The 20,190-nt window shown below is 65.3% G+C and carries 18 protein-coding genes; 2 read left to right on the plus strand and 16 right to left on the minus strand.

The annotated features are described in order from the left end of the window. Positions 1-152: 152 nt before the first annotated feature. The 15 genes from N4264_RS17920 to N4264_RS17990 form a co-directional block, all read right to left on the minus strand. Positions 153-1,439 (minus strand): NAD(P)/FAD-dependent oxidoreductase, encoded by a 1,287-nt coding sequence (locus tag N4264_RS17920; RefSeq protein WP_261693604.1) that lies wholly within the window; start codon positions 1,437-1,439, stop codon positions 153-155. Next, a complete protein-coding gene (locus N4264_RS17925) occupies positions 1,436-2,413 on the minus strand; it encodes a hypothetical protein (protein ID WP_261693605.1) in 978 nt (325 codons plus the stop codon). Before N4264_RS17925 ends, N4264_RS17920 begins: the two co-directional genes overlap by 4 nt. Before the next feature lie 30 nt (positions 2,414-2,443). Then, positions 2,444-3,619 (minus strand): aminotransferase class V-fold PLP-dependent enzyme, encoded by a 1,176-nt coding sequence (locus N4264_RS17930; protein WP_261693606.1) that lies wholly within the window; start codon positions 3,617-3,619, stop codon positions 2,444-2,446. A gap of 93 nt (positions 3,620-3,712) precedes the next feature. Continuing rightward, complete coding sequence (gene galU / locus N4264_RS17935; RefSeq protein ID WP_261693607.1) at positions 3,713-4,582, minus strand: UTP--glucose-1-phosphate uridylyltransferase GalU; 870 nt, start codon at positions 4,580-4,582, stop codon at positions 3,713-3,715. Positions 4,583-4,600: 18 nt separating this feature from the next. Further along, positions 4,601-6,418, minus strand: coding sequence for a nucleoside-diphosphate sugar epimerase/dehydratase (locus N4264_RS17940; protein ID WP_261697653.1), 1,818 nt, complete (start codon positions 6,416-6,418; stop codon positions 4,601-4,603). Positions 6,419-6,482: 64 nt separating this feature from the next. Next, positions 6,483-7,517 carry an MraY family glycosyltransferase gene (locus tag N4264_RS17945; RefSeq protein ID WP_261693608.1) on the minus strand — a complete coding sequence of 345 codons (1,035 nt, stop codon included), beginning with the start codon at positions 7,515-7,517 and terminating at the stop codon, positions 6,483-6,485. Next, positions 7,517-8,689, minus strand: a complete 1,173-nt coding sequence (gene lapB, locus N4264_RS17950; protein ID WP_261693609.1) for a lipopolysaccharide assembly protein LapB — start codon at positions 8,687-8,689, stop codon at positions 7,517-7,519. The genes N4264_RS17945 and lapB overlap by 1 nt, the downstream gene beginning before the upstream one ends. Next, on the minus strand, positions 8,686-8,973 hold the full coding sequence (locus N4264_RS17955; RefSeq protein ID WP_261693610.1) for a lipopolysaccharide assembly protein LapA domain-containing protein: 288 nt from the start codon (positions 8,971-8,973) through the stop codon (positions 8,686-8,688). Before N4264_RS17955 ends, lapB begins: the two co-directional genes overlap by 4 nt. Positions 8,974-9,031: 58 nt before the next feature. Beyond that, the gene (locus N4264_RS17960) at positions 9,032-9,334 is read right to left on the minus strand and encodes an integration host factor subunit beta (RefSeq protein ID WP_261693611.1); all 303 of its coding nucleotides are present in this window, start codon (positions 9,332-9,334) and stop codon (positions 9,032-9,034) included. 139 nt (positions 9,335-9,473) lie between these two features. Then, positions 9,474-11,138 (minus strand): 30S ribosomal protein S1, encoded by a 1,665-nt coding sequence (rpsA, locus tag N4264_RS17965; RefSeq protein ID WP_261693612.1) that lies wholly within the window; start codon positions 11,136-11,138, stop codon positions 9,474-9,476. A gap of 148 nt (positions 11,139-11,286) precedes the next feature. Beyond that, positions 11,287-11,973 (minus strand): (d)CMP kinase, encoded by a 687-nt coding sequence (gene cmk / locus N4264_RS17970; protein WP_261693613.1) that lies wholly within the window; start codon positions 11,971-11,973, stop codon positions 11,287-11,289. A gap of 83 nt (positions 11,974-12,056) precedes the next feature. Continuing rightward, positions 12,057-13,385, minus strand: a complete 1,329-nt coding sequence (gene aroA / locus N4264_RS17975) for a 3-phosphoshikimate 1-carboxyvinyltransferase (RefSeq protein WP_261693614.1) — start codon at positions 13,383-13,385, stop codon at positions 12,057-12,059. Next, positions 13,382-14,518, minus strand: a complete 1,137-nt coding sequence (gene hisC, locus N4264_RS17980; protein ID WP_261693615.1) for a histidinol-phosphate transaminase — start codon at positions 14,516-14,518, stop codon at positions 13,382-13,384. The genes aroA and hisC overlap by 4 nt, the downstream gene beginning before the upstream one ends. Further along, a complete protein-coding gene (pheA, locus tag N4264_RS17985; protein ID WP_261693616.1) occupies positions 14,515-15,621 on the minus strand; it encodes a prephenate dehydratase in 1,107 nt (368 codons plus the stop codon). The genes hisC and pheA overlap by 4 nt, the downstream gene beginning before the upstream one ends. Positions 15,622-15,741: 120 nt before the next feature. Then, positions 15,742-17,142 (minus strand): D-2-hydroxyglutarate dehydrogenase, encoded by a 1,401-nt coding sequence (locus N4264_RS17990; protein ID WP_261693617.1) that lies wholly within the window; start codon positions 17,140-17,142, stop codon positions 15,742-15,744. 220 nt (positions 17,143-17,362) lie between these two features. Here N4264_RS17990 and serA point away from each other — a divergent pair, with 220 nt between their 5' ends. Together serA and N4264_RS18000 are read left to right on the plus strand one after the other, a co-directional pair. Next, on the plus strand, positions 17,363-18,598 hold the full coding sequence (gene serA / locus N4264_RS17995; RefSeq protein ID WP_261693618.1) for a phosphoglycerate dehydrogenase: 1,236 nt from the start codon (positions 17,363-17,365) through the stop codon (positions 18,596-18,598). Next, complete coding sequence (locus N4264_RS18000; RefSeq protein ID WP_261693619.1) at positions 18,595-18,741, plus strand: hypothetical protein; 147 nt, start codon at positions 18,595-18,597, stop codon at positions 18,739-18,741. Before serA ends, N4264_RS18000 begins: the two co-directional genes overlap by 4 nt. Here N4264_RS18000 and N4264_RS18005 read toward each other — a convergent pair. Continuing rightward, positions 18,738-20,183 (minus strand): Hsp70 family protein, encoded by a 1,446-nt coding sequence (locus tag N4264_RS18005; RefSeq protein WP_261693620.1) that lies wholly within the window; start codon positions 20,181-20,183, stop codon positions 18,738-18,740. The genes N4264_RS18000 and N4264_RS18005 overlap by 4 nt on opposite strands. Positions 20,184-20,190 lie beyond the last annotated feature (7 nt).

Consider the following 20,190-nt stretch of genomic DNA (forward strand, 5'->3'; position numbering starts at 1 on the left):
TGTTGGCAACCCAATGATTTTACAAATGTATTCCGAGGCGTACGGCGCTTAGAAAGCCCCCTTTGTCGTGGGGACGTGCGCGCGCCTTGCTGGCGGCGCTGTCGTCGACAAGCCGCCCGGTGCGCGAAAGGGACAGTCCGGCAACGCGGGCCTCAGCCCTCGCGCCAGGCCTTGTACCAATCCTTTGCCTGGTACCACCAGTAATTCGCCTGCGCCCCGAGGAAACCCATCGGACGGAAGCTAGATACCAGGCCGAACGGAGCGAACGCCTGCCAGGCGGTGTCGTCCTTGGCGATGGCGGCGGCCAGCAGTTCGCCGGCGACGGTGGTCGGCGCGACGCCGTGCCCGCCAAACGCCTGCGCATACCACAGCCCCTTGTCCTTCTGGCCAATCTGCGGCATCTGGTGGCGGGCGTAACTCATCAGACCCGACCAGGCGAAATCCACCCGCACGCCGTCGAGCTGCGGGAAGACCTTGTGCAGGTCGCGCAGCAGCACGTCGCGAACCTGCTCGGGCGACCGGTCAAGCACGGAAATGCGCCCACCCCAGAGCAGGCGAGAATCGGGCAAGGGGCGGTAGTAGTCGAAGGCAAAGCGCGTGTCGTAGATGGCGGCGCGCGTATTGATGGCCTCGCGCAAGCGCACGCCAAGGGGTTCGGTCACCATGACGTAGGTGGCGATCGGCAGGATGGAACGGTCGATACGACGGTCCAGGCCAGCCAGGTAACCGCCGCAGCTCAGGACGACGTGCTCGGCCTGGATCTGGGCCAGTTCCGTCCGCACCAGCCAGCCGTTGCCTGAGCGTTCGATCGAGCGCACGCCGCTGTGTTCGTGAACCGCTACGCCCTGGCCGGCCGCAGCCTGGGCAATGCCGATGGCGTAATTGAGCGGGTGCAGGTGCAGGGCGTTGCGCTCCCACACCCCTTCCGAATAGCGGTCGGTACGCAGCAGTTCGCGCAAGGTCTGGCGGGGCAGCCACTCCCATTGCACGCCGAAGCGTTCGGCCAGGAATCGCTGCCGGTCGCGTAGCACGGCCGGATCACGGAACCAGTTCGCCCAGATCACGCCTTCGTCGACCGCAGCGCAGGGAATCTTGTACTTGGCCACGCGGGAGCGGATCAGCTGCACGCCGCCGACCGTGCTCAGGAATAGCGCCTTGGCGCGCTCGGCGCCGAGGGTGCGCACGAGCGAGTGCTCACCCAGCGAATAGCCGGCAAAGACGAAACCGCCGTTGCGGCCCGAGGCGCCAAATCCCACCGTTTCACGTTCGAGCACGCACACGCCGTCCATGCCACGTTCGGCCAGGCCGAGCGCAGTATTGAGGCCGGCGTACCCTCCCCCGACGATGACGACGCGTTTCTCGTGCCGCCCCTCGATTGGCGCAAATCCGCCATAGGCGGTGGCCGTCGCACGATAGTAGCTCGTCGTTTCCTGCGTCATCGCGATCGTGGATCCTTGCTCAAACCTTCTTCTTCCAGGCCCACCTGGATCCAGCCCAGGTTGAGCCCGATGCGGCGGGCCTGCGGATCGGCCCAGACATAGCTGATGGTCTTGCCCGTGGCGTCTTCGACGATGCCCAGGCGCAACACTTCGGTACCACTTTCGCGGTAGGTCAGGCGCGCCAGCTCCAGCGTGTAGCCGGAGGCCGCACCATCCCGGAACCGCAGCGGCACGCGCCCGCCTTCCGTGTGCAGGCGCAGGTCCCGATTGAGGTGCCAGTCGTTGTTCTCCGGCGAGGCTTTCGCGCCACCGCCGTTGAGCGCATCCCAGCCCGTGAACCAGCGCACGCGCTGCGACAAGGTGGCCGCGTCTACGCCCCGGGCCTGGTCGGCCACGGTCACGACACGCAGGCGGTCGTTGATCAGTTCGAAACGCAACGGCAACAGCGCACCAGCAGCGCCGATTCCGGGCAACAGCGCACTGCAGGCCGTTGGATCGGCCGCGAAAGCCAGCCCGTTGCGTGAAGCCGCCGGTTTCAGCGTGCAGGCCTGCAAGGGTGCCCAGTTCTTGTCATCCACCGCAATGCGGCCCGCGTTCTTGGCCTGGAAAACGGCCTCCGCCTCCGCGGTGAGCGGGCGGTATGGCACGTAGCCGTTCCGCTCGTTGCGCAGCAACAGCCAGCGCCCTTCCTTGACCGGCGAGGTGTCCGGCAGCACCGTGCGCCACAGCAACATGCCCGCGTCGCCCCCCGGATGCGACAGCCAATGGTGAATGGCAGGTGTCGAGGTCGCGACGGGCGGTGCCCTGCCGCCCTCGCTCGCTGACCAGCGCTCGGCGTGATTGTCGTATTCCCCGGCCAACTCCGCCGGCACGCTGCTGGGCGTGACCGCCGATTGCCGTGACGGCAGTGCCTGGCAAGCGGCCAGCCCCAGACTCAGCAGCACCACCAGGACTCGCGAAGAACGTTTGCGCATGCATCCTCCGTTGAAAACCATCACTGCACCCTACACGCGATCCAGGGCCTGCGCGAGATCGGCGATCAGCACGTCCGCCTCTTCCAGGCCGACGGAAAGCCGCACCAGATTCACCGGTACGCGATCCGCACGATGCGCGGCCACCGGCGTGTCCGGCGGGTAGACCGCCGCAACGGGAAACAGGAGCGACTCGTAGCCGCCCCAGGACACCGTCATCAGACAACGCGTGAGCGCGTTGCAGAACCGCTCGACCCCCGCCGTGGTATCGGTGCGGATCGTGAATGAGAACAGGCCGCTGGCCCCCTGCAGCTGGCGCTGCGTCAACGTGAACTGGGGATCGTGCGGGGCATGCGGATACCACAGCCGTTCCACCACGGGATGCGCCTGCAGGAACGCGATGACCCGGGCTGTCGTTTCGGCGATCTGGCGCATGCGCACCGGCAGGGTCCGCAGACCGCGGATCATGAGCCATGCATCGTGCGGCGACATCATCGCGCCCAGTGTCATGTACGGGCCCTTGAAGACATCGCGGATCAAGCCCTTGCTGCCGCAAAGCACCCCGGCGACGACATCACTGTGGCCGTTGAGGTATTTCGTCGCCGAATGGGCGACCAGGTCGATGCCCAGAGCGATCGGCTGCTGGTGCAGCGGCGTGGCATAGCTGTTATCGAGCAACGTACGGATACCCCGGGCGCGCGCCAGCGCGGCGACCGCAGCCAAATCCTGTTGCTCGAACGTCATGGTGTTCGGGCTCTCCAGCACGATCAGGCGCGTCGACGGCGTGATCGCCGCTTCGACCGCCGTTGTGTCCGTCGCATCGACAAACGTGTGGGTGACACCGAACTTCGCCAGCAGCTCGCGCAGCAGAGTCCGCGTCCAGGAATAGGGTTTCTGCACGCAAACGATGTGATCGCCCTGTGCAACCACCGCCACGACGCCAGCGGCGATCGCCGCTGCACCCGAACCGAACAGCAGCGCGTCTTCCGCTCCTTCCAGCGCTGCGACCTTCTTGCGCAGGATTTCAACCGTCGGATTATTGCCGCGCGTGTAGACCGTGCGATCCAGTTCGTCCCGGAAACCCTCGCGCATCGCAGCGACGGTATCAAAGGCAAAAATGGAACTCTGGTAGATTGGCGGAGAAACGGCGCCGCGATGTTTGCCGCGGTCTTCTTCGCCCAGGTGATTGAGGATGTAGCTCAGGTCCATGGGACGCCGTCGGCGATCTCAGATAGGCCATGCAGGTGGGCCTGGTGCACGATGCGCCGGCCGCGCCGGCGCATCGAACAGGCCGTCGAACAATCAGTGTGACGCGACGAAATCGCGGGTCGCCGCGGCCAGCGCCGGATCCTGCAGGGCAAAATGCATCGTCGCCTTCACCAGCCCCAGCTTGTTGCCGCAGTCAAAGCGCTCGCCCTCGAAACGGTAGGCCAGCACGCGTTCCTGCTTGAGCAGGGCGTCGATCGCGTCCGTCAGCTGGATCTCGCCACCGGCGCCGGGCTTGGTGCTCTCCAGCAGCTGGAAGATGCGACCCGGCAACACGTAGCGGCCCACGACGGCCAGGTTGGACGGCGCCTCTTCGGGCTTGGGCTTTTCCACCATCATCCTGATCAGCGCGGCGCGGTCGCTGACCGGTGTTGCATCGACGATGCCGTACTTGTTCGTCTGCTCGCGCGGCACTTCTTCCACGGCAATGACGCCGGAATTTTCGAAGGCAGCCAGCTCGGCCATCTGGCGCAGGGCGCTTGCGCCGCTGTTCCAGATCAGGTCGTCGGGAAGAATCACACCGAACGGCTCATCGCCCACGACTGCCTTGGCGCACAGCACCGCGTGACCCAGGCCCAACGCTTCGGGCTGGGTCACGAAGACGCAGCGCACATTCTTGGGCAGCACATTCTGGACGACGCGCAGCAGCTCCTTCTTGCCCGCCTGCTCCAGCTTCGTCTCCAGCTCGTAGGCCTTGTCGAAGTAGTCCGCGATCGCATGCTTGTAGCGGTTGGTCACGAAGATCAGCGTATCGGCGCCGGCGTCGACGGCCTCGTCGACGGCGTACTGGATCAGCGGACGGTCGAGCACGGGCAGCATTTCCTTGGCCACGACCTTGGTCGCCGGCAGGAAACGCGTGCCCAGGCCAGCGACAGGGAAGACGACCTTGCGAAGGCGTTGCGACATCGGAACTCCTGGAGGTTTCTACTTGTTGCGTGCAAAGGCGACGACGGTCGGTTCGTCCGTCTCACGCCAGGCAAAATCGGGCAGCAGCGACGAAATGCAGCGACGCAGGGCCTCTTCGTCGAAATCGTGTACCGCCTGCGTGGCACGGCCGAACTGCGCGGTCAGCATCTCCCAGCCCATGCTGCGCGGCTGGGCGAGGAAGATCTTGGCATGCGACGTGCTGCGGTAATTTTCCAGCGGATGGAACAGCTCTTCGAAAAGTTTCTCGCCGGGACGCAAGCCCGTGTAGATGATCTGGATGTCACGCCCGGGCACCTTGCCGGTCAGGCGGATCATCTGTTCGGCCAGATCGCGGATGCGGATCGGCTCGCCCATGTCCAGGGCGAAGATCTCGCCGCCCTCGCCCAGCACCTCGGCCTGCAGGATCAACTGGCAGGCTTCGGGAATCGTCATGAAGTAGCGGGTGATTTCCGGGTGCGTCACCGTGACCGGACCGCCAGCACGAATCTGGTCCCGGAACAGCGGCACCACGGACCCGGCCGAATCCAGCACGTTGCCGAATCGCACGGTGATGAAACGCGTGCGCGAGCGGCTCGCCAGGTTCTGGCAATAGATTTCCGCCAGACGCTTGCTGGCACCCATCACACTGGTCGGATTGACGGCCTTGTCGGTGGAGATCAGCACCATGCACTCGACACCATGGCGATCAGCAGCATCGGCCACCGTGCGCGTGGCGAGCGCGTTGTTGCGGACCGCTTCGCGCAATTGCCCTTGCAGCAGCGGGACGTGCTTGTAGGCCGCCGCATGGAACACCACCTGGGGCCGCACGTCGGCGAACAGGCGCTCGCACGTGGCGGCATCACCGGCATTGCCGATGCGCATGTCGAGCAGGAGATCGGGCCAGTTGGCGCGCAGTTCCTGTTCGATCTTGTAGAGGTTGAATTCCGACAGTTCCAGGATCGTCAGCGAACTGGCGCCCAGGCGCGCCACCTGCCGGCACAGCTCCGAACCGATCGAGCCGCCACCACCGGTGACCAGCACGCGCTTGCCGGTCAAGCCGCTGCGGATGGCCGTCCAGTCCAGCGTGACCGGGTCGCGGCCGAGCAGATCTTCGATCGCCACTTCCTTTAATTCGTTGAACTGCGAGCGGCCGGAGACGACGTCGTCCAGACGGGGTACCGTGCGGAAAGGCAGGCCGGTGGACTCGCACAGCTCCACGACCTTGCGCATCAGCGCGTTGGTCGACGACGGCATCGCGATCAACAGCATTCCCGCGGCCACCTCACTGGCAATCTCGGGCAGCTTGTCCAACATGCCCAGCACCGGGATGCCGTGCAATTTGGCGCCACGCAGTTGCGGGTTGTCGTCGACGAAGCCGACGACGCGGTAGCGGTTCTCGCGCTTGAGATCGCGCACCAGCGCTTCGCCGGCACGCCCCGCCCCGATCACCAGCACGCGTTGACTGGGGCTGGTCTGGAAGAGGTCCAACCGGGAGTCCTTCCAGAACCGGTACGCCAGTCGCGGGGCGCCCAGCAGCACGACCAGCGCAGCAGGATAAATCAGGAGTACCGCACGCGGCACCGTTGCCAGGCGGTTATAGAGAAACAGGGTGATGGCGATCAGCAGGGCTCCGCTGATGCCGGCGCGCACGATGTTCCAAAGGTCCGGCAGGCTGGCGAATCGCCAGAGGCCCTTGTAGAGGCCGGTCCACCAGAACACCACGGCCTGGACAGCCAGGACCAGTATGACCTCGGGGCCAAACCAGATGACGGGCTGGGGTTCGGGCAGGAGCGAATAGCGGATGGCGTAGGTCAGGATCCAGGCCATCCAGACCATGGCCAGGTCGTGCAGCACCACCGCCAGGCGCGGATGGATCGCCGCGATGCCGCGACGCAATGCCTCAGCCACGACGAACCTCCGCCAGCAGACGCGACCGGGCGTGCACCCACACCCCGACACCGACGACATACACCGCGGCGGCCGCGACAAGCGCGGTCAATCGGTCTGCACGAGCGGCCAGTACAGCGACAGGGCTGACGACCAATAGATTCCACGCCATGTAATAGCTCACGACCCGGGCATGCGAGCGGTTCTTGCGAACCAGCCACTGGTAGAGATGTTCGCGGTGCGCACTATACCAGCGGCGCCCGCGCCGAAAACGATGAATCAGGGTGCAGCTGGCGTCGATGAGGAACGCCGAGCAGAGAATCAGACCTTCCAGCAGCCAGCGAAGATCCGACGTGGCGGCCGTGAAAAACGTCGCCGCCACGAGGAAGCCGATGGCGCCACTGCCGATATCGCCCATGAACACCCGGGCGCGCGGAAAATTGAATGGCACGAAGGCCATGGTGGCGGCTGCCATGACCCAGGGCGCCACACCCAGCGGATGTGCCAGGCCGAGCCAGGACAGCAGCCCCACCATCGCAAACAGCCAGGCCGCCTGCAGCCCCAGGAGGCCGTTGATGCCGTCCATGAAGTTATGGAAGTTGATCGACCAGACCGTACCGAGCGCGACGACGCCGATCACGCCTACGCCTATCCCCGCCGCGACGCCGTCGACCGCCGGCAACCAGGGCACCAGAGCCCAGCCCAGCAGAAGGCCGACCGGCAACTGCACCGCCAGCCGCGGCAGCGCGCCGAGCGGCCGATGGTCATCCCAGGAGCCAATAAACGCCACGAGGACCAGGCCGGCGCCCCAGGCGACCAGGAGCGACGGCGGCAGGTACGCCGCCAGCGCAATCAGGCCGAACACAAAGACCGCTACCACCAGCCCAAGGCCACCACCCCGTGGCGTGGGGTGCTCATGGGAGCGGCGATGCCCGGGGTGGTCAATGATGTCGCGGTATATCGCGTAGCGGATTGCCGCCTCGGTCACCGCGGCCGACAGCAGCAACGCCAGGAGCGGCGCCCACGGCACCAGCACGGGAATCGTCACTACTCGTTCGCCACGCCGTGAATCGGTCGGACCGAGCCCCAGCTCTTGCAACTCGGGCACTGCCAGTGGTGCGCCTTGGCGCCGAATCCGCAACGGCTGCACCGGTACATGGCCTGGCCTTCGACCAGCTTGCGGGTGAGATCCTGCAGGATGAGCAGGTTTTCGCGCGCCTCGCCGGCGGCCTTGTACAGCGTGGCGTTGATCAGCGCCATCAGGCCGCGCACCGACGGACGCAGGCGCAGTTGTCGCGTCAGGAAATCAATCGCCGCATCCTCGCCGCGCGTACGCGCGTAAAGCTTGGTCAGGGCAAGGACCGGCGAGATGCCCTGGTAGGTTTCGATGATGTGGGCCAGGAACCGCTCGGCGCGCTGCATCTGCTGGCTCTTGGCGTAGGCGTCGAGCAGCGGCGGCAGAATCTCCGGGACAAAGTCGACGTCGTGCTCGGCCACCTGTTCGAAGGCGTTGACGGCGTCTTCGTAACGTTCCTGGTCCGCCAGGACCAGGCCTTCCAGCATGCGCGCGCGCACGTTGCGCGGCTCGCACTCGATCGCCCGCCGGATATGCGCGGCGGCGTCTTCGAAGCGGCGCTGCGCTCTCGCCTCACTGGCCAGCTCGCACCAGAACTGCGCGACCAGCGAGGCCTGGGATTCGCCCGTCATTGTTTCCAGCAGCTGGGCGTGGGCGATGGCCTTGTCCCAATCACGTTCGTGCTGGTAGATCGCAATCAGGTGCTTGAGCGCAGAAGGTGCGTGCGCCTTCATCGCCACAAGATCAGAGAACAGCGTTTCCGCGCGATCCAGGAGGCCGGCACGCATGTAGTCTTCGCCCAGCTCCAGCAGGGCTACCGTCTTCATGGCATCGGTGAGGTCAGGCCGCGCGATCAGATTCTGGTGGACGCGGATCGCCCGGTCGACCTCGCCACGGCGACGGAACAGATTGCCCAGGGCCAGGTGCGTTTCAACCGTGTCGCGATTGACCTCGGCGAGCTGCACGAAGACCTCGATCGCCTTGTCCTGCTGTTCATTCAGAAGGTAGTTCAGGCCCCTGAAATAGCTGGAAGAAAGCGCGTTGACGCGTTCGCCGGAGGTACGCGCGCTGCTGCGGCGCGCCACCCACCATCCGGACATTGCTGCAGCCGGCAGCAGCAGGAACAGAAGGTACAGCGGATTCATGGGTCGATAACCGCTCCGGGTCCAGCGGAGGCCACCGGCTCACGCCGGACGGCCTCGCGCCGCAGGCGGGACAGGCGGCTCTTCAACGGCAGGACAACAGCCAGCCAGACGACTGCGCCGCCGGCGATCCATCCCAGCAGCAACCCGCCCAGCAAGGCCGCTCCCTTGGGCCAGGTGGACTGGAAGAAATAGAAGTCGAGTGCCACGGCGTCACTGTTGAGTGCGCCAAACAGTGCACCCGCGGCGAGGAAGACAAGTAATAGGACTATCCAGACAAAACGCATGGGCCGTGTACCTGCAGGGTCCGGCGACCGGCGCCGCGACGCGGGCTTGGGATCGGGCTCAGGAAGAGGAAGCCGACCCGATCGCGTGATTGACGCGCTCGCGCAATTCCTTGCCTGGCTTGAAGTGCGGGACGTGCTTGCCCGGAAGGGCCACGGCCGCGCCGGTCTTGGGATTGCGTCCCATGCGCGGCGGGCGGAAATGCAGCGAGAAGCTACCAAATCCGCGGATTTCGATGCGCTCGCCGCCAGACAGGGCCTGGCTCATCTGTTCGAGCAGATTTTTGACCGCAAGCTCAACATCGTTGAACGCCAGATGCTTTTGCCGGTCGGCCAGGGCCTCGATCAGCTCGGACTTGGTCATGGGTACTTCGGCTCCGCCGCATAGAGTTCCGTTACAGGACGGGAGCTTAGCGCAAAATTCGGTGTTTCGTTCACGGAACTTATGACGCGCCGCAAAAAAAGCGCCGGCGACCCGAAGGCCGCCGGCGCCGGCGTGACACTTACTTCTTCAGCTGTTCCTTGAGCAACGCGCCGAGCTTGGCGGTGCCGAGGGTGCTGGACTGGTACTCTTCGAGGACCGACTGCAGTTCTTCCTCGTCCTTCGCGCGGATCGAGAGCTGCAGCGTGCGGCCCTTGCGATCCATGCCGATGAACTTGGCTTCGACCTTGTCGCCCACCTTCAGGTGCAGGGTCGCGTCGTCGACGCGTTCCTTGGCGATGTCGTTCGCACGCAGGTAGCCCTCGACGCCGTCACCGAGGTCGATCGTCGCGCCACGCGCGTCGACTTCCTTCACGGTGCCGGTGACGATGCTGCCCTTCGGCGAGCTGGCCATGAACTGGCCGAACGGATCCTGCTCCAGCTGCTTGATACCGAGCGAGATGCGTTCACGCTCCGGATCAACCGCCAGAACCACGGCTTCGACTTCGTCGCCCTTCTTGAACTGGCGGACGAGGTCTTCGCCGGTGGCCTGCCAGGAGATGTCCGACAGGTGGACCAGGCCGTCGATGCCGCCGTCCAGGCCGACAAAGATGCCGAAGTCGGTGATCGACTTGATCTGACCCTTGACCTTGTCGTTCTTCTTGTGGATCGCCGCGAAGGTTTCCCACGGATTGGACTGGGTCTGCTTGATGCCGAGCGAGATACGGCGACGCTCTTCATCCACATCCAGGACCATGACCTGCACTTCGTCGCCCACCTGGACCAGCTTGCCCGGGTTGACGTTCTTGTTGGTCCAGTCCATTTCCGAAACGTGCACCAGGCCTTCCACGCCCGGCTCCAGCTCGACGAAGCAGCCGTAGTCGGTGACGTTGGAGACCTTGCCGAACAGGCGGGTGCCGGTCGGGTAGCGGCGGGCAATGTTGACCCACGGATCTTCGCCCATCTGCTTCAGGCCGAGCGAGACGCGGTTGCGCTCGCGGTCGAACTTCAGCACGCGGACGTCCAGTTCGTCGCCGACGTTGACGACTTCGGACGGGTGACGCACGCGCTTCCACGCCATGTCGGTGATGTGGAGCAGGCCGTCGATGCCGCCCAGGTCCACGAACGCGCCGTAGTCGGTGAGGTTCTTGACGACGCCCTTGATGACGGCGCCTTCCTGCAGACGCTCAAGCAGCTGTTCGCGCTCGGCGCTGAACTCGCTCTCGACGACGGCACGACGGGAAACGACGACGTTGTTGCGCTTGCGGTCGAGCTTGATGATCTTGAACTCGAGTTCCTTGCCCTCGAGGTAGACCGGATCGCGCACCGGGCGCACGTCGACCAGCGAGCCCGGCAGGAACGCGCGGACATCCTTGATGTCGACCGTGAAACCGCCCTTGACCTTGCCGCTGATGCGGCCGGTGACGGTGGCGTTGGCCTTCTGGGCTTCTTCGAGTTCGTCCCACACGAGCGAGCGCTTGGCTTTCTCGCGGGAGAGCATCGTCTCGCCGAATCCGTTCTCCAGCGAGTCGAGGGCAACCTTCACCTCGTCGCCGATGGCCACTTCGAGCTCGCCGCGTTCATTGCGGAATTGCTCGATGGGCACGATGCCCTCCGACTTCAGGCCCGCGTTGACGACGACGACGTCCGACTTGATGTCGACAACGACGCCGGTAACGATGGTGCCCGGCTTGAATTTGATCAGGGCTTCGCTCTGTTCAAACAGTTCGGCAAAACTTTCAGTCATGTTGGGTTCCAGAATGGAAAAAAGCCGTAGCGCGGTACCAGGATTCCCGGCCCCGCCCACTTCGGCTTGCCTGTTGGGGTGCAATCGCACCGTTGAATTCCCCGCTACGCGGGACCTTTCCCTTTTACACAAAGCAAAACGGCGGCACTCAGGCCGGATGGATCAGGCTCAGCACCTTGTCCACCACAGCGTTGACGGGCATGCCGGTCGAGTCGATCAGCACGGCATCGGGTGCCGGCTTCAGCGGTGCCACCGGACGCGCCGCATCGCGGGCGTCGCGCGCTTCGATCTCGCGTAAAAGGGACATAAGTGTAACGGCCAGTCCCTTGTCCTTCAACTGCTTATATCGGCGCCGGGCGCGCTCGTCGGCGCTGGCGGTCAGGAAGACCTTGGTCGCGGCATCCGGGAAGATCACCGTGCCCATGTCGCGGCCATCGGCGACCAGGCCGGGCGCGCGCCGGAAGCTGTGCTGCTTGTCCACCAGCGCCGCGCGCACCGAAGGAATCACCGCAATGGCGGACGCGACAGCACCGACGGTTTCGGTGCGCAATTCGTCGGTGGAGTCGTGGCTATTGACGTAAACCCTTGTTTCACCACCATCTTTTGGATCACGAAAGGTGATCTTGGTGGTTTCGGCGCAGCGCGTCATCGCGTCCGCGTCGGACAAATCCAGACCCGCCATGCTGGCCGCGTAGCCGACCGCCCGGTAGATGGCACCCGAATCGAGCAGGTGCCAGCCCAGCCGCTCGGCGACCAGCCGGGCGATGGTGCCCTTTCCGGAGCCGGAAGGCCCGTCAATCGTCAATACGGGAACCGGCTTGTGGGATGGGCTCATGAGCACGCTTTGGGGCAATTAAACCGCCAGATCTTAGCAGGTTGCGGTCGAGTACCGCAGCGTCCGCCTGCAAAAAAGCGTGCTCAACCGGCAACGGCCGCGGCCTCGCCGACCCGCATGCCGCAACGGGCTGCCAGTTCCAGGAATCCCGGGAACGAGGTCGCCACGTTGGCGCAATCGGCAATCGTGACCGGGCCGCCCGCCACCAGGCCAGCGACTGCAAGGCTCATCGCGCAGCGGTGATCGCCGGCACTGTCGGCGGAACCGGCGTGAAGACGCCCGCCCTCGATGATCGCGCCATCGTCGGTCTCGGTGAGGGCGCACCCCAGGGCGCGCAGTCCCCGCGCCATGACGGCGATACGGTCAGATTCCTTCACCCGCAGCTCCGCCGCCCCGGTCACGCGCGTGGTGCCGCGGGCAGCGGCCGCCGCCACGAACAGTGCCGGAAACTCGTCGATCATGTCGGGCACCAGCGCCACCGGCACGTCGATGCCCCGGAGCGGGCTGTAGCGTACGCGCAGGTCACCGACGGATTCGCCCCCCAGCGTGCGCGGGTTTTCCACCGAAATGGACGCCCCCATCAACCGCAGGGCTTCCAGCAGGCCCGTGCGGCGTGGATTGAGACCGACATCGGTCAGCAGGACGTCCGAGCCCGGCACGATGCTGGCCGCCACCAGGAAGAACGCGGCAGACGAGAAGTCGGCCGGGACCACGACGTCAGTCGCCTGGAGCCGGTGCCCGCCCGAAAGGCGGGCATGCCCTTCGGAAAAGGTGATCGGCCATCCGAAGGCCGCCAGCATGCGCTCGGTGTAGTCGCGCGTAGGATGCGGCTCGATCACCTGCGTTTCGCCGCTGGCGTACAGACCGGCCAGCAACACGGCGGATTTGACCTGCGCGCTGGCGACCGGCAAGGCGTATTCGATGCCCCTCAGGCGCTGCCCGCCGTGGATCCGCAGCGGCGGCAATCCGCCCTCTTCTGCCGAAATCCGAGCGCCCATGCGCGCCAGCGGTTCGATCACACGGCGCATCGGGCGCCGCGACAGGGATTCATCGCCCACCAGCCGGCTGTCAAACGACTGCGCGGACAACAGCCCGGCCAATAGCCGCATTCCCGTGCCGGCATTGCCGCAATCAATGGCACTCGCGGGTGCGCTCAGTCCGTGAAGGCCGACGCCATGCACGATGCGCTCGCTATCCGACGGCCGGTCGATGCGCACACCCATCTGGGAGAACGCACGCGCCGTGGCACGCGTATCTTCGCCCTCGAGAAATCCACGGATGTGCGAAACCCCGTCAGCCAACGCGGCGAACATCACCGCGCGGTGCGAGATGGACTTGTCGCCCGGAACGCGGATCGCGCCCTGCAGCGGGCCCGCCGGTTCGCTAGTCCAGGTCAGCGATGAACCGCTCATGGCAACGCCTCCAGCAGCCGCTCGTTCTCCGACCGGACCCCCACGGTGACACGAAGACAGGTCGGCAGACCGTAGCCCGCCATCGGGCGGACCACCACAGCGTGCTTGAACAGTTCGGCTTCCACGGCGGTCGCGTCGCGCTTGAAATCCACCAGCAGGAAATTGGTCTGCGACGGAAACACCGTCAGCCCGCGGCCGCGCAATTGCGCGGCCAGCCATTCGCGTTCCGTCGCGGTGTGTTCACGGATCTGGCGTGCGTGCGCCTCGTCGGCGAGCGCCGCCTCGGCGCCGACCAGGGCCAGGTGATTGACGTTGAACGACTCGCGCAGCCGTTCAAACACCGCCGCCACTTCGACCGAACTGACAGCGTAGCCCACGCGCAACCCGGCCAGCGCATAGGCCTTGGAAAACGTCCGCGTGACGATGAGATTCGGGTACCGCCCCAGCAGTCGCAAGGCACTGCTGACGCCTTCCACGCCGACATACTCGGCGTAGGCTTCGTCCATCACCACCAGCACGTGCGCCGGAATGCGCGCCATGAAGGCGTCCAGCGCCGCGTCATTGAACCAGGTTCCAGTCGGATTGTTCGGATTGGCGAGGTAAACGATCCGCGTATCGGCACGCACCGCCGCTGCCAACGCGTCCAGATCATGGCCGAGCGGTGCCGTCGGATGGTCGGCCGGCAGCGCCGGCACGCGGACCGGTTGCGCGGCAGCCGCCGCGGTCGCAATCGCGAACACGGCGAAACCATACTGGGAGAACACCACGGACGTGGCCGGATCGGCGAAACACTGGGCGATGAGCATCAGCAGCTCGTGCGAGCCGTTGCCCAGGGTCAGCTGCTCCGGCCGCACGCCGAGCTTCTGCGCGAGCGCGGCCTTCAGCGAGCCGCCCTTGGGATCGGGATAACGGAACACATCGGGCAAGGCCTGGCGGATCGCCTCGGCGACACGCGGACTCGCGCCGAGCGAGGTTTCGTTTGATCCCAGCTCGACCAGCCGCTCGCCGTAGGAGATCCGCAAGGCGGGCAGGTCGTGGCCCGGATCATAGGCGCGCAGGTTCTGCGTTGCCGGATTGGCCAGTTTCACCGCATCGATTCGGACAGGACCGGAATTCATCGCATCAGCACTCATTGCAGGGCCACCGGGTAGGAACCCAACACCTTCACCTGCGCCGCATGTTTGCCCGCCAGTTCCACGGCGCGCACCATGCGTTCGTCCTCGATATGCCCTTCCACTTCGACAAAAAACACATATTCCCATTTACCGGTGCGGGCCGGACGCGACTCGATCTTGGTCATCGAAAGACCCTGCGCCGCAAACGGGGTCAGGAGTTCATACAGCGCACCGGGCTTGTCCTTGACCGACATCAGCAGGGACGTCTTGTCGTGCCCCGACGGCGGAAACACCTCGCGGCCGATCACGAAAAAGCGGGTGGTGTTGTCGGGACGGTCTTCAATCTGGTGCGCCAGTACTTTCAGGCCGTAGATGTGCGCGGCCGTCTCACCGGCGATCGCCGCCGCGTCGTCGGCGTTGCGCGCACGTCGCGCGGCTTCGGCGTTGCTGGAAACGGCGATGCGCTCGGCCTTGGGCAGGTTGGCGCGCAACCAGGCCTTGCACTGCCCCAGCGACTGCGGATGCGAATACACGCGTTCGATCTGGTCGAGGTTGGCGCTGCGCGTGAGCAGGTGCTGGTGCACGCGCAGCTCGATTTCGCCGCAGATCTTCAACGGCGAGGTGACGAACTGATCCAGCGAGGAGTGGACGGTGCCCTCGCTCGAATTCTCGATCGGCACGACGCCGAAATCCGCGTTCCCCGCCGCCACTTCCTGGAACACTTCGTCGATCGTCGCCAGCGGCAGGCCTTTGATCGAGTGCCCGAAATGCTTGAGCACCGCCTGCTGGCTGAAGGTACCCTCCGGGCCGAGGAAGCCGATCTTGAGCGGCTCCTGCTGGGCCAGGCAGGCGGACATGATCTCGCGGAACAAGCGCACCATCTCTTCGTTGGAGAGCGGACCGCCGGCGTTGCGATCGATCACCATCCGCAGCACCTGGGCTTCGCGCTCGGGCCGGTAGTAGTCGACCGCCGCCTTGAGCGGCCCCTTGGCCTTGCCCACCTGCTGTGCCCAGCGTGCACGCTCGGCGATCAGGCGCTGGATATCGCGGTCGATGGCATCGATGCGCTCGCGCGTCTCGGCCAGATTGAGAGGGGCTTTTTCGTCTTCGGGCGCGCTCATGGAACTCTCTGTGTGCGTGGGTCCGATGCCATCAACCGATCACCGGACCACCTCTGAACCCTGTGTTATACGCCAGGAAGCCAGTCGCGCAGTTATGCCATTGCGCGATATTGCGAAGGCTTACGCCGGCGGCGTCGAATCGAACAACTTGCCCGGATTGAACACTCCCGCCGGATCGAGCACACCGCGGATGCCACGCATCAGGGCGATGTCGGCGGCACTGCGCACGGTGTCCAGGTAGGGCTTCTTGACCAGGCCGATGCCGTGTTCGGCGGAGATGCTCCCGCCGTGCTTCTCCAGCACCTCGCACAGCAGCTTGGTCACGCGCTCGCACTCGCTGATGAACTGCGCGTCCGGCATGCCCTCGGGCCGTAGCACGTTGATGTGCAGGTTGCCGTCGCCGATGTGGCCGAACCACACGCAGTCAAAGTGGGGATATTCCCGCGCGAGCAGTTCCTGCATGTCGTGCAGGAAGGCCGGCACCGCACTGATGCGGACCGAGATGTCATTCTTGTAGGGCCGGTGCGGCGCAAGGCTCTCGGTAATGCCTTCGCGCAACCGCCACAGGGCACGCGCCTGTGCCTCACTCTGGCTGATCACGCCGTCGGTGACCCAGCCGTTTTCCAGGCAGCGCTCGAAGACCGCCAGCGCGGCGTCCTGCTGGGCCTGCGAGCCCGCATCAAATTCCGTGATGACATAAAAAGGCGAATCGCTTTCGAAAGGCCGCTGCGCGCCATGACGGGTCACGTGATGCAGCGCGCGGTCGGTGAAGAACTCGAATGCGCTCACGGTGAGCTGTGCACGGCACGTGGCGAACACCTGCATCAGCGCGTCCATTGCGGGCACCGCGAACACCATCACGTTGGAGTCCGGCGGCGGGTCGGTCAGAAGCAGCGTCGCTTCGACGATCAGTCCCAGCGTGCCCTCCGAACCGATCATCAGGTGCCGCAGGTCGTAGCCGCTGGCGTTCTTCACCAGCGCACGGTTCAGGTCCAGCAGCTCGCCGGTGCCGGTCACGACCTTGAGCCCCGCCACCCACTGGCGGGTATTGCCGTAGCGGATCACACGGATACCGCCCGCATTCGTCGCGATGTTGCCACCGATCTGGCACGAGCCGCGCGCCGCGAAATCAACGGGATAGATCAAGCCGTGCTCGCGCGCGGCGTCCTGCACCGCCTGCAGGGTGATGCCGGGCTGCACGGTCAGCGTGCGGTCCACGGGGTTGAACGCGATCACCTGTTTCATGCGGTCGAAACTGACCACCAGTTCGCCGGCCGCCGCCACCGCTCCGCCCGACAGTCCGGTGCGTCCACCGGACGGCACGATGGCAACGCCGCTTTCTGCAGCCCAGCGCACCAGTGCCCGCACTTCTTCGACGGACCCGGGCCAGGCAATCGCCAGAGGTTCCGGTGTCCAGCGACGGGTCCAGTCGCGGCCGAAGTGTTCCCGGTCTCCCGGTTCGGTAGAAAGCTTTAAATCGGGCAGGCGATGCTTCAGTGCGGCAAGCAGGGACGCGTTCATGAAGGCTCCAGCGGCAAGACCTCCGGAGGGTGCCAGCGGCGCCGGGACTCGTCCAGTGTTGCATTGCGGCAAACGGCCGTGAATCTGGCATAGTGCGGGGCCTGTGTCCGAACCTGATGCCGGCGTCGGTGTTGGTCTGTCCCACTTGATGCGGGGGCTCCACGGAAGCCGCGCCGTCTCAGAAGCACCCTAATTTTTTCGATCACGATGGGCCAAGGCAGTGAAAAGAACCTCGTTTCCCAAGCAGGACATCCGCGTGTTGTTGCTCGAAGGCGTCAGCCGCAGTGCGGTCGAGACGTTCCAGAACGCGGGATATTCCCAGATCGAATTTCACGAGAAGTCGCTTCCCGAAGACGAACTCAAGCGCCGTATCGCTGAGGCCCACCTGATCGGCATCCGCTCGCGCACCCAGCTGACGGCAGACGTGCTCGAACAGGCCAAGCGCCTGATCGCCATCGGCTGCTTCTGCATCGGTACCAATCAGGTCGACCTGGCCAGTGCGGCCGGCCACGGCATTCCCGTCTTCAATGCCCCCTACTCCAACACCCGCAGCGTGGCGGAACTGGTGATCGCCGAAGCGATCCTCCTGATGCGCCGCATCCCGGAGAAAAATGCCCAGTGCCATCGCGGCGGCTGGTCGAAGTCCGCACTGGGCAGCTATGAAGTGCGCGACAAGGTGCTGGGTATCGTGGGCTACGGCCATATCGGCACGCAGGTGGGCCTGCTCGCCGAGGCACTCGGCATGCGCGTCATCTACCACGATGTCGAGACCAAGCTGGCCCTGGGCAACGCGCGTCCGTCCGCCAGCCTCAACGAGCTGCTGGAGCGCGCGGACATCGTCACCCTGCACGTGCCCGAAACCACGCAGACGAAATGGATGATCGGCGCCGAGCAGATCGCTCGCATGCGTGCCGGCAGCATTCTGATCAACGCTTCGCGCGGCACCGTTGTGGATATCGACGCCCTTGCGGCCGCGCTGCGTAGCGGGCACATCGCCGGTGCCGCCGTCGACGTGTTCCCGGTGGAACCCAAGGGCAATGACGACGCGTTCACTTCGCCACTGGTGGGAATGGACAACGTCATCCTCACGCCGCACGTCGGCGGCAGCACGCTCGAGGCGCAGGACAACATCGGCATCGAAGTCGCCTCGAAGCTGGTGCGCTACAGCGACAACGGCTCGACGCTATCGGCCGTCAACTTTCCTGAGGCATCGCTGCCCGAACATTCGCAGAGCCGCCGCCTGCTGCACATCCACCGCAACGTGCCCGGCGTGCTGTCGCGCATCAACGACTTGTTCTCGCGCGAGAACGTCAACATCGACGGCCAGTACCTTCAGACCAATCCCACTATCGGCTACGTGGTCATCGACGTGTCGATGCCCGAGGAACGCGCCGCCGAACTCAAGGATGCGCTGGCCACGATTCCCGGAACACTGCGGGCCCGCGTGCTGTATTGAACATCCGTCGCGCAGGCGGCGCGCTGGCGCTCGGCGGCTCGGTGACATTCACCGTCCTCGTCAGCGCGTTGCACCTGCTGCAGCCGGAATATGACGCCCGCTACCAGCTCATGAGCGGGCTGGCGCTGGGGCGGGATGGCTAGGCCATCGCCGCGGCGGCAGCCAGCCCGGACACCACACCCAGCGACGCGTCACCGATCACCAGCGGTACTGCCGGAAACATCGCCGAAATCGTCGACTGGATGGCCGGCGACCGGGACGATCCGCCGGTGAGGAAGATCGAGTCCGGCGTCTCGCCTATAGCCAGCCGGGCGCGATCGAGCACGGCACGCAGGCGGTCCAGGAAGCCGCCGTAGGCCGCATCGTGATGGGCCCGATCGAGGTCCGCCGTGAGCCCGTCTTCGATGAAATCCAGGTCGACCCGGCCGAGGCGTTCGGCGCCCAGATGAATCTTCATCCGCTCCGCTTCGCGATTGAGCTGCGAGGTCGCACCCAGCCGCTGCAGCGCCATCAGCCGGTGACGGAATGGCGCCGGTGTATTGCGATAGTTGTGACTGCGGAATTCCCGCTGCAGCGGCGGGCTCTGCACGCTGGCGGCCTCACGGAAATGGTGCACCGGGATACCCGGCTCGCCGCGACCGAACAAGGGCATGAACGCGTTGAGGCTCATCTCGATATCGATGTCCGTACCGCCCTTGGGCAGGCCCCAGCTACCGAATATGCGCGGAGAGGCGGCGGGCCCGCCTACTTCGGCGTAGGCGATATCCGTCGTACCGCCGCCGACATCGACGATCAGGCTGCGCTCGGGAGTGGCGCGCTGGGTGTGGTAGTGCATGGCGGCCGCTGCCGGCTCTTCGAGGAACGACACCTGCTCGAATCCCGCCGCCTGCGCCGCTTCAGTGAGCATGGACAGCGCCTGCGTCGTGCCTTCCGGCCCCATCGCGCTCTTGAACTCCACGGGACGTCCGAGGATGGCCGCACGCACCGGCACGCCCAGCTGCCGGGTGGCACTGAGGCGGATATGCTCCAGCACATGTGTTGCAATGTGCAGGATGATCTTTTTTGCACCGGGCAGCAGGTTATAGCCGAGCATGGACTTGGGCGATTCCACCAGATGCCCGAAACCGTCCGAGATGTAGGCATCGATGGCATCGTCGCCGAAGATGGCGTCGTTGACCTTCACTGACGCGCTGCGGGAATCACGCACGGAGCGCTCCATCCAGCTGTGGCGCACGGCACGCAGGGCGGCGGCCCGCAGATCCGATTCGGTCCGCTCCGCCGGTTCGGAGATGAGCGCCATGGCCTGGACGCGCCGCTCTGCCGGCAGGGCTTGCGCTTCCGACAACCGTTGTTGCCAGTTGTCGAGCGCACGACGCTGCGCCGCCCGCGCCGAACGGATATGCGATTCGACCTCAGCTTCCAGCGCATCGGTCAGTACGAAGTCGTCGGGATTGGGTACGGCAGCCGGAAAGAACACGGCCGTGCGGAATTGCGCATGGTCGCCGAAACGCACCCCGTGCAGCTTGCCGTCGATGCACGCCGCGGCGGCCGAATAGCTGGTTCCAAAATCGATTCCAATCTGCATGACACGG

This window comes from Tahibacter amnicola (genome assembly GCF_025398735.1).
GTDB classification, from domain to species: Bacteria; Pseudomonadota; Gammaproteobacteria; order Xanthomonadales; family Rhodanobacteraceae; genus Tahibacter; species Tahibacter amnicola.